Annotated in this window: 9 protein-coding genes and 2 pseudogenes; 2 read left to right on the top strand and 9 right to left on the bottom strand. The window is 36.9% G+C overall.

The genetic code is table 11. From position 1 onward, the window contains the following. Window positions 1-213 (bottom strand): hypothetical protein (locus tag DMC01_RS02260; protein WP_142692668.1); only part of this gene is annotated, 213 nt, incomplete at its 3' end. A 616-nt stretch (window positions 214-829) separates the two neighbouring features. Here DMC01_RS02260 and DMC01_RS15745 point away from each other — a divergent pair. Further along, on the top strand, window positions 830-964 hold the full coding sequence (locus DMC01_RS15745; protein WP_282432227.1) for a hypothetical protein: 135 nt from the start codon (window positions 830-832) through the stop codon (window positions 962-964). 42 nt (window positions 965-1006) lie between these two features. Continuing rightward, window positions 1007-1270, top strand: coding sequence for a hypothetical protein (locus tag DMC01_RS02255; RefSeq protein WP_142692667.1), 264 nt, complete (start codon window positions 1007-1009; stop codon window positions 1268-1270). Between the two features lie 399 nt (window positions 1271-1669). Here DMC01_RS02255 and DMC01_RS02250 read toward each other — a convergent pair. From DMC01_RS02250 to DMC01_RS02220, 8 genes and pseudogenes are all read right to left on the bottom strand, one after another. Beyond that, window positions 1670-2328, bottom strand: a pseudogene (locus tag DMC01_RS02250) (IS1595 family transposase); the annotation flags it as partial. 61 nt (window positions 2329-2389) lie between these two features. Then, window positions 2390-2915 (bottom strand): annotated as a pseudogene (locus DMC01_RS16360) (hypothetical protein); the annotation flags it as partial. 256 nt (window positions 2916-3171) lie between these two features. After that, window positions 3172-6447 (bottom strand): type I restriction endonuclease subunit R, encoded by a 3276-nt coding sequence (locus tag DMC01_RS02240; RefSeq protein ID WP_142692665.1) that lies wholly within the window; start codon window positions 6445-6447, stop codon window positions 3172-3174. An 18-nt stretch (window positions 6448-6465) separates the two neighbouring features. Continuing rightward, window positions 6466-6729 (bottom strand): hypothetical protein, encoded by a 264-nt coding sequence (locus tag DMC01_RS02235; protein ID WP_142692664.1) that lies wholly within the window; start codon window positions 6727-6729, stop codon window positions 6466-6468. A gap of 308 nt (window positions 6730-7037) precedes the next feature. Beyond that, window positions 7038-8399, bottom strand: a complete 1362-nt coding sequence (locus tag DMC01_RS02230; protein ID WP_142692663.1) for a restriction endonuclease subunit S — start codon at window positions 8397-8399, stop codon at window positions 7038-7040. Between the two features lie 97 nt (window positions 8400-8496). Continuing rightward, window positions 8497-8673, bottom strand: coding sequence for a hypothetical protein (locus tag DMC01_RS14420; RefSeq protein WP_221887120.1), 177 nt, complete (start codon window positions 8671-8673; stop codon window positions 8497-8499). Between the two features lie 86 nt (window positions 8674-8759). Then, the gene (locus tag DMC01_RS02225; RefSeq protein ID WP_142692662.1) at window positions 8760-9026 is read right to left on the bottom strand and encodes a Txe/YoeB family addiction module toxin; all 267 of its coding nucleotides are present in this window, start codon (window positions 9024-9026) and stop codon (window positions 8760-8762) included. Continuing rightward, window positions 9019-9297, bottom strand: a complete 279-nt coding sequence (locus DMC01_RS02220; protein WP_142692661.1) for a type II toxin-antitoxin system RelB/DinJ family antitoxin — start codon at window positions 9295-9297, stop codon at window positions 9019-9021. Before DMC01_RS02220 ends, DMC01_RS02225 begins: the two co-directional genes overlap by 8 nt. Between the last annotated feature and the right edge of the window lie 41 nt (window positions 9298-9338).

Genomic DNA, 9338 nt, shown 5'->3' with positions numbered 1-9338 from the left:
AAATCGCCATTTTAACACGGTTTTAACAAGGTAGAAATACATAGACTTTAAAAACGCACTTTGGACTATACCAGCAAAGGATATGAAAACTAAAATGCCACACAAAATACCACTGACTAGGCTTATGGTGAAAATTCTTAAAGAATAGCATTGATTTAGCAAGGGCATAAATGAATTTATCTTTCCTAGCGGTGGCAAAAAGCGATATATCATTATAGAGGGTATATAAAAGGCGATTAGAAATCTAGGATACAACGATTAAGTATAAGGGTAAGATAACTTTACACGGCTTTCGTGTTATCTTTCGCACAATCTGCTCTATAAATAAAGCCGAGCTTTTGGGGCTTGGCATAACTTAGAAGCTTATAGAAAGTGCATTGACACACAAAGAATTCAAGCAAGTTAAATTTTCTTATTAAGAAAAAGGCTACTTTGGAGCAAAAAAGAACGCTTTTGCAGTGGTATGAGGACTATCTCAATAGCATTGAGGATTTAAAAAGTTAAATTTGGCTCAATTAAACTTAAACCAAAGGGTTTTTAAGTGAAGTCCTATGAAAAACAAAGATTCGTTTCCAAATTTCTCAGATATAATTTAGGAAATTTTAAAGTATTTTTTTGATTCGTGTTACTACTCTTGCAATTTTTGGGGAATTGATTTAAAGGCGAAAAATCGCCGAAATTTGCAAAATAACTCGTGCTTGTGTGAATGCAATTGTGCATCAAATAAGGCTTTTGATAGCCAAAGAATGTGAAAAAATCAGCAAAACGAAGTTTTTTTAGAAAATGAGCGCTTGAAGTTGATGAGAATTATTTTTTACTTCGTTTCGTCTTGCAACTGCTAGCCAAAGGAGCTAAAAGAGTAAGGGGCAAGCGTGGGCGTGGGGCTGGCAAGAAAACTCCTATGTTTTTACTTCGTTACCCCTCTTGTCCCTTTGCGAGAAGGAAGGCTAAAACGCTAAGCTAACATTTATACGCAGGTCGTCAGCACTGCTTAGCCAAAGAGCTATTGCCGATTATAAAGGATTTTTCAGAGCTTGAAGAAAGTGAAATTTACAGCGATGGATTAAAATCATACGGTGCCTTGGTGAATTTTTTTACTTCGTTTTGTCTTGCAACTTTGCAAGAAGGAGCAAAGGCACAAGATTTTGTAAAACACTCTAAAAATGAGTTTGCAAATGGGCGAAGCCATATCAACGAAATTGTGAATTTTTTTTGCTTCGTGTTACGCATTCGCAACTGCAAGCAAAAGGCTATGCAAAGGCTAACTTAGTCCAGTTTCACGGCAAAGGAATTTTTCTACCTTACATTTGAAAGAGAGTGAATTTAGATCTAAGATCAAGAATGAAAATTTGTGCAAAGGGACTAAATCATATCAATGAGATTATGAATATTTTTACTTCATACTCTTGCAACTGAGTAGTAGAAGTTTGCGAAATTTAGACTTGCTAAATTTAAGGGCTAAAAAAGAAAATTTTATCCTTCATTTAAAAGAAAAGCAATTAAGACACAAATTTTAGGACAAAATTTTTATCAAAATTTATTAAAGTTGATAAGGGAAAATCTTTTTAAAGTGTCTTAAGCCATATTTTTCATAAAAGAGCTTTTATGGCATTAAATCTTGTCCATCTTAACATAGCAAGACATTTTAAAAGGCGATTGATACTTTTAGCTAAAATGACCTAGGATTTTTCCTAATCAATTTTAACAAAATTTTATACAAATTTTCGTTTTTAACCTTGACATTAGAACGAAATTCACTCTCTTTCAAATGTGTGAAAAATTCCCTTGCAGTGAAACCCCCTAATCTAGCATTTGTAAGGTCCCCAGAAATTCACAATTTCCGTTAATGTGGCTTCGCCCATTTGCAAACTCGTTTTTATAGTGTTTTACCCTGTAATGTGCCTTTGCTCCTTCTCGCAGAGGGACGAGTGCGTAGCACGAAGCAAAAAATCCACCAAGGCATCGTAGGATTTTAGACCATCGCTGTAAATTTCACTTTCTTCAAGCTCTGAAAAGTCCTTTATTATAGGCAATAGCTCTTTCGCAGAGCAATGCTTGAGCGTATAAATGTTAGTCTAGTGTTTTAGCATTCCTTCTCGCAGAGGGACGAGTGCGTAGCACGAAGTAAAAACATAGGCGTTTTATTGCCAGTCCCACGCCCACGCTTGCCACGAACGTGCTTTGCACCGAAATAACTCTCATCAACTTCAATCTCACCGCTGAGATTTTTTCGCATTCTTTGGCTATTAAAATGCGAATTTCTTGCAAAATTCTATTCACACAAGCACGAGAAATTTTGCAAAGTCGAGCATTTTTTGCCTCTAAATCAATTCTTGCAAAGTGAGGGACCTAAAAGGCAAAGTAAAAAATACTTTAAAATTCCTTAAATTTCATAAGCTTTCCAAGTATCACTATGAATTATGCTAGATTCTAAGTCTGCAAAGCTAGGTAAATAGGCAAAAGCTCGCTACTAGAACAATTATTTACCACTTGAGCATAAACGCTAGCCTAGAGTTTTAGCATACCTTCTTGCAAAGGGACAAGACGAGTAGCACGAAGTAAAAAAAGGTGTTTTTTTAATGCTCCCCTACCTCTTTTTCCTCTAACTCTTTTAGCACCTTCTACTACACAGTTGCAAGCCAAGCATTGTAAAAAATAACTCTCATCAACTTCTCTTTCACCTTTTTGAAATATTTTCACATTCTTGTGCAATTAAGATTCTAAGTTGCTTAAACATCTTAGATAAAAAATTGTGTGAAATATGACAAATTTTTGCAATTTTAAAAGCTTTAATATCAAGACTTCTCCGAAAGTTGAGGATGTAAGGATGCAAAAAAATACTTCAAAATCTCTTTAAATTTAGCCTCTGAAATTCTGAAACAGACTATATACTTGTTTTTCACCTTGTAAATCATAACTTTAAAGCTTTTTTGTTAGAGCTTAAGTTGGATTGAGCCTAAAACAGTTTTAAAATACAAGTAAATTTAATTTAAGTTTATTTCAATGAAATGTTTTTGATTTTTAAGCTGTGTGAATTTTTATTGATTATTTTCTTTGAATTTTATTTATTCACAATTTTTTAAGAACTTTATCTTAAAACAAGGCTTTTAAAAACAAAAGATTAAAAAATTCAAGCAAAAAGCTCCCACAAGCAAATCAAAAAAGCATTTTTTACTCTATCTCCCAGCTTGAAATGTCTGAGTATTTGTCATAAAAGGCATTAAGGGCGTAAAAGATCTGCTTACTATCATCTTGCTTAGCAAAAAGCGAATTTTTAGGCAAAATCTCTCTAAATTCCACACCCAAATCACTCATTTCGCCGTTTTTAAACGCCTTTTGTATAAAGGCTAACGTTTTTTGCCTATCTAGCCTTTCTTTGTCGATTAAATCAAACAATTCCTCTTTTTTCTTTTCTCTTACAAAGGCTCTAAATTCAGTGTCTATAAAGTCCTCATTTTCCACGCTTTTTAAAGACATAAAATGCCTTGAAAATTCTTTGATTAAATCCCCCTTATCTCGCAGTTTCAAACTAGAATCCACCCATCTAGCAATCTCTTGCAAGATATTTTCTCGCTTTTTTTCATCGCTTTCATTCTTTGCCTTGTTTAAAAGTTTATAAATAAATTCTATGTTTATATCCGCCTTTCCCAAAAGCTCGACCTCAAAGACTATGTCCTCTATAATTTCATTTGGCTCTTTTGCACCCTTGATTTTTTCCTTAATCTCCAAATACGCACTGATTAAATCCTGCCTTTCTTGCTCACTTATAAGCCTTTTATCATCGCTAAATTCATCAAAAACCTCCAAGATATTTTCGATTTTCAAAAGCTCGTTAATGTCCTTTATAAAGGCTTTTTTATCCTCTAAACTAGCATTTGCAAGCTCATTAGCACTAGGGTATTTTTGCTTTATTTCAGCTGTAATTTGCTGATAGCCTTTATGAAATTCCTTGATGCTCTCGCCGTTTTCGTCCTTTATAATCTCGCCCTTTTCGTCTAATTTTTCGGTAAAATACCCCTCAAAATACTCTTTAAAGCTACGCATTAGCACTATTTCGCTGTTGTCCTCTTGCTTACTAAAAAGCATTATGCTTTCATTTGTTGCTTCTTGCAAGTCCCTAAAACACACGATATTGCCAAATTGTTTTGTGGAGTCAAAGATTCTATTTGTGCGTGAGTAGGCTTGTAAAAGCGAGTGATAACGCAAATTTTTATCCACCCAAAGCGTGTTTAACTCTTTTGCATCAAAGCCTGTTAGAAACATATCCACAACGATTAACATATCAAGTTCTTTGCCTTTCATTTTCTTTGAAATGTCGTTGTAATATCTCTCAAAGCCCTCGCTACTTGTGTCGTAATTTGTCCCAAAAATGCCGTTATAATCCTTTATCGCATTTTCTAAAAATTCACGAGAGCTTTTTTCTAGCTTCTTAACGCCCTCGACATTTTCGCCCTCCATCTCAGCTACTTCCTCATTTGCACCGTAGCTAAAAATAGTAGCGATTTTAAGCCTTTCATTTTCGCTTAAAAGCTCATTTTGCCTTTTAAATTCAGCATAATAAAGCTTGGCTGATTCTATACTCGCACTTGCAAAAATGCTATTAAAGCCTAGAATTCGCTTATTTTGAGCGGTGAAAAAATTCCCATTCCTATATGTTTTTTTATCAAAGTTTTTTAGCACGAAACTCACCACCTCTTTGATTCTTTCAGGGTGATTTAAAAGTGCTTTGTTCTGCTCGATTTTTTGTGTGTTTTTTCCGTCAGGCACATCGTGTATAAGCTCGTAGCCAAACAGCCCCGCCTCTTGCTCCGCCTCTTTGAATTTCGCTACAAGGTTATTGTAATCCACCTTAAAAGGCAAGACATTGCCATCTTTTATCGCATTTGCTATGGTGTAGCTATGTAAGCACACACTAAAAACGCCCTCTGTGGTTTGTGGCACTTTTTGCAAGTTACCATTATCTTGCACGAAAACAAAGCCCGTTTTGTTTTTATCCATTATCGGAGTTCCCGTAAAGCCAAAAAGCAAGTGCTTTTTAAACGCCTTTTTTATAAGCGAATTCATCTCGCCAAACTGCGAACGGTGGCACTCATCAAAGATGATTACGCAAGGATTATCAAAGCAAAAGCCCCGCCCACCGCCTTTTATGAAATAGCTTAATTTTTGTATAGTCGTTACTATGATTTTTTGCTGTGGATTTTTAAGCTGAGTTTCTAAAATTTTCGTGCTTTTATTTTGCAAAACGCAGCCTTTTTCAAATTTATTGTATTCGCTTACCGTTTGGCTGTCTAAATCCTTTCTATCCACGACAAAAAGCACCTTTTCTATGCCTTGTATCTTGCAAGCAAGTTGAGCGGTTTTAAAGCTAGTAAGCGTTTTGCCGCTGCCTGTGGAGTGCCATATAAAGCCATTTGCCTTGTTTGTGCCGTAGTGTTTGTAATGAAGTGCCATTTTTATCTTGTTGATTATCGCCTCGGTTGCGGCGATTTGATAAGGACGCATCACAAGCAAATTCCTTGAAGTGTCAAAAACGCAGTATTTAAACAGCACATTTAAAAGCGTTCGCCTTGCAAAAAAGGTGCTAGTAAAATCCACCAAATCATAAATTTGATTATTTTCAAAGTCCGCCCAAAAGCTCGTAAATTCAAAGCTATCATTTGCTGAATTTAAAGCCCCCTGTTTTGCGGAGCGAGACACCACAGATTCCCCCTGCCGTGCGGAGGGGGCTAGGGGGTGGGTAAATTTTGCATTTAAACTCTTTATATGCCTATCCCGCACTGAATTTGAGTAGTATTTGCTAAAAGTCCCATTGCTTATCACAAAAATTTGCACGAAGTTAAACAGCCCGCATCCCGCAAAAAAGCTCTCCCTACCGTAACGTTTGATTTGATAAAAGGCATTTTTAAGCAAAGCGCCACGTTTTTTAAACTCACAATGCACCAGCGGTAAGCCATTTACCAAAATGCTTACATCATAGCGGTTATCATACCTCGCCCCCTCATCCTTGCTTACGCTATATTGATTTACCACTTGCAAGAAATTATTTTGCAAATTTTCATTATCATAAAGCCTTATATTTTTGGACTTTCCATCATCAAATTCAAAGTCATAAAAGAAATTTTCACGGATTAAAATGCTCTTATCAACCGCCGTGTCATTAGGCTTTGCGATGATTGCTAAAAACCTTTTCCATTCATTTTCGTTAAATTCACACACATTTAGCCTTTGCATTTGCACTTTAAGATTTTCAAGCAAAGCCTTTTCATCCTTGATATGTGCGGCGTATTCATAGCCTTGCCTTTCAAGCTGCTTTATAAAGCCTTTTTCTAGCATAGCCTCGCTTTCGTAATTTTTTGCCTTTTTCTCACTTGGCACAAATTTAGCTATAACCGTGCTTTCCTTTTCTAAGGCTAGCGGATAAAGCTCGTTTTTATCTTGCTCTTTCATTTTTTTGTCCTTTCTTTTTTACTTGTCATTGTTTTTTGTCATATTAAGACACTTTCGCCCATATTTTGTCATACCGAGCCTTGACAAGGTCAAGGCGTGGCAATCCACAAATTCCCCCTCCCTTGCGGAGAGAGACACCACAGATTCCCCCTCCCTTGCGGAGAGTCTCGCATTTTGTTCCCCCTCCCTTGCGGAGAGTCTCGCATTTTGTTCCCCCTCCCTTGCGGAGGGGGTTAGGGGGTGGGTATTCAAGGCGTAAGCCTTGAAATATCGCTTTAACAAAGGTAATACTTACAAGGCAACGCCCCAAAATTTGTCATTTTGAGCCTTTTTGCAAAAAAGGCGAAAAATCTCTTTTGTTGAGATATTTCGCTACGCTCAATCCGCAGGATTTGCGAACGCTAGACGAAGCAACCATATGACAAAATTCAGGCTTTGCTTTGAATTTTACTTTTTACTAATGCAAAATTTACCCACCCCCTAAATCCCCCTCCGCAAGGGAGGGGGACTTTGAAGGGGAATCCACACTCCGCAAGGGAGGGGGACTTTGAAGGGGAATCCACACTCCGCAAGGGAGGGGGACTTTTGATTTATTTCATCTTTTCCCTAAAATTCAGCAATTTTTCTCTGTAATACTCATATTGTTTTTTTCTTGCGTGAATTTCAGCAGGTAGCCCTCGCGTTAAATCATTCACCAAGGCATCGAAAATATCTAAAATCCCTACTATTTCATTTTGCACAGACAAAGGCGGAATGGGGATTTTGAAATTCTTAAATTTTTTCATATCAACCGAAGCAAAGCCCGAAACATTGACATTTTCCTTGCACCATTGTCCCAAAATAAAACCATAATAAAACATAAATTTCATATTTAAATCTACCAAACAATTCACTTTTTTAGTTAAAAAAGTGAATTGTTGATTCGCAAGCGAATCAACGATTACAAGTGCGTGTTCGCCGATAGTTGCAGTCGTAGCAATAATCAAAGAATTTGCAGGAAATAAACCACTTGACTTTACAGCCTCAGGCGTTATATGTTGCAAAGAATCACTTAAAATTCTGCCATTTGTGCGAATGTCGTCCATTCTAAACCAAGGAATTGAACCATTTTCCCAAAATTCTTTTTTTGCTTTTGATGGAGTATAGCCGTTTTTTATGTCAAAAACTTCATCTAGTGTCATCATCTCAACTAATGCCCCCCCTGTGCGAGCTTTTAGCTCATCAAAGCTCAAAAGCCTTTCGCGGTAATACTCATACTGCTTGCGTCTTGCTTCTAACTCTGCTTCTAACTCTGCTTCTAACTCTGTAAAGGCGTCTAGGATAGAAACTATCTCTTTTTGAATTTCTATGGGCGGCAGGGGGATTTTGAAATTCCACACATAATTTTTGTCTAATTTTGGCATAGAACCGCCATAAATATGCTTTTGCAAATCACCTTGCAAGGTTTTCAAAAAATAAAATATAAATTTTAAATCAAACTTGTCATTCTGAGGGAGCAAAGCGGAAGAATCCACCACATTGTCATTCTGAGGGAGGCGATAGCCGACCGAAGAATCCACAGGATTTTCAAGCTTTGCTTTTTTGTTTTTGGATACTTCGCTACGCTCAGTATGACAAGATGGAGACTCAGTATGACAAGAGGGTAATTTAGTATGACAAAATTTGGGCAAGGTCGCCACAAAGCAAACATCAGTAGCCCAAAATGGATTTTCTTGCCAAGCCACAGACCCAGCACTTCCAGCCCTTGCTATCGTAATGCCTTGCGAGAAATTATAATCTTTGTAATACCCTGTCGGCACAACACCACCGCCCATAACGGGATATTTTTCATCATCTTTCATCATTGATTTGATGATTCTATCCCCAGCCCTTAAAACGCAAATATCTTTTAAAGCCTTAAATTCCACACCATCAGGGCAGAGTTTGTTAATGAGTGCTTGAATTTTATTCATTTTTATTCCTTTGTTTTTTTATGTCATTGCGAGAATCTGCCTTAGCAGATTCGTGGCAATCTATGCCTTTTTTGTGGATTGCCAAGGTTTAACTTCGTCAAATCTCGCAATGACTCACCACACCGTCATTGCGAGACTTACGAAGTAAGTCGTGGCAATCTATTTTTCCCTCGTCATTGCGAGACAAGCCTTTAGGCTTGGCGTGGCAATCTATGCCTTTTTTATGGATTGCTTCGGCGATAAATCGCCTCGCAATGACGGTGCAAAGAGTCATTGCGAGACTTACGAAGTAAGTCGTGGCAATCTATTTGTGAATTTTTATGGATTGCCACATTTCTCATTCGTAATGATAGATTTCATTTATTTATCCTTATAGTGTGTTTTACAAGCCAAAATGATAATTGTGTTTTCTTTGATGTAATACACAAGGCGATGTTTATCGTTTATATGCCGTGAATATATACCGCTTAAATCGCCCTTTAAGGCTTCAGGCTTACCTAGCCCTTGCAATGCACCATTTCGCTCAATGTCTTTTAAAAGATTGTTGATTTTATTTGCTATCTTTTTGTCGTGAGTTTGCCAATAGAGATATTCCTCCCACGCGTCATTATCAAAGGCTTTACGCATTGATGTCCTTATCTATAAGCCCTTGTTCTTTTTGCGTTCTTTTATATCGTGCTTTTAGGATTGCCACATTTTCAGGGCTATAAAATGCCTCTTTTTCCTCTTGCTCCCCACTCTTTGCTTGGATACTAAAAGGAATTGCCTTATTTTTAAGGGCTTGTTTGATAAATACACGAATCGCCGTGCTTGTATCTAATCCAAGCTCGTTAAAAAGTGCGTCTGCTTGTTTTTTGGTATCTGCGTCAATGCGAACTTGTAGTAATGTCGTTGCCATAGTTATCCTTTATGTTTGAATTGAATTTGCATTATAACATA

Origin of the sequence: Campylobacter troglodytis (assembly GCF_006864425.1) — a bacterium.
Taxonomy (GTDB): domain Bacteria; phylum Campylobacterota; class Campylobacteria; order Campylobacterales; family Campylobacteraceae; genus Campylobacter_D; species Campylobacter_D troglodytis.
The sequence above is the reverse complement of the archived record's forward strand: the minus strand, read 5'-3'. Positions and strand labels throughout refer to the sequence as shown.

Bases quoted from the DNA above. Each gene is read 5' to 3' on its own strand.
- DMC01_RS02240 (WP_142692665.1), bottom strand. From the start codon at position 6,447: ATGAAAGAGCAAGATAAAAACGAGCTTTATCCGCTAGCCTTAGAAAAG.
- DMC01_RS02230 (WP_142692663.1), bottom strand. From the start codon at position 8,399: ATGAATAAAATTCAAGCACTCATTAACAAACTCTGCCCTGATGGTGTG.
- DMC01_RS14420 (WP_221887120.1), bottom strand. From the start codon at position 8,673: ATGACTCTTTGCACCGTCATTGCGAGGCGATTTATCGCCGAAGCAATC.
- DMC01_RS02225 (WP_142692662.1), bottom strand. From the start codon at position 9,026: ATGCGTAAAGCCTTTGATAATGACGCGTGGGAGGAATATCTCTATTGG.
- DMC01_RS02220 (WP_142692661.1), bottom strand. From the start codon at position 9,297: ATGGCAACGACATTACTACAAGTTCGCATTGACGCAGATACCAAAAAA.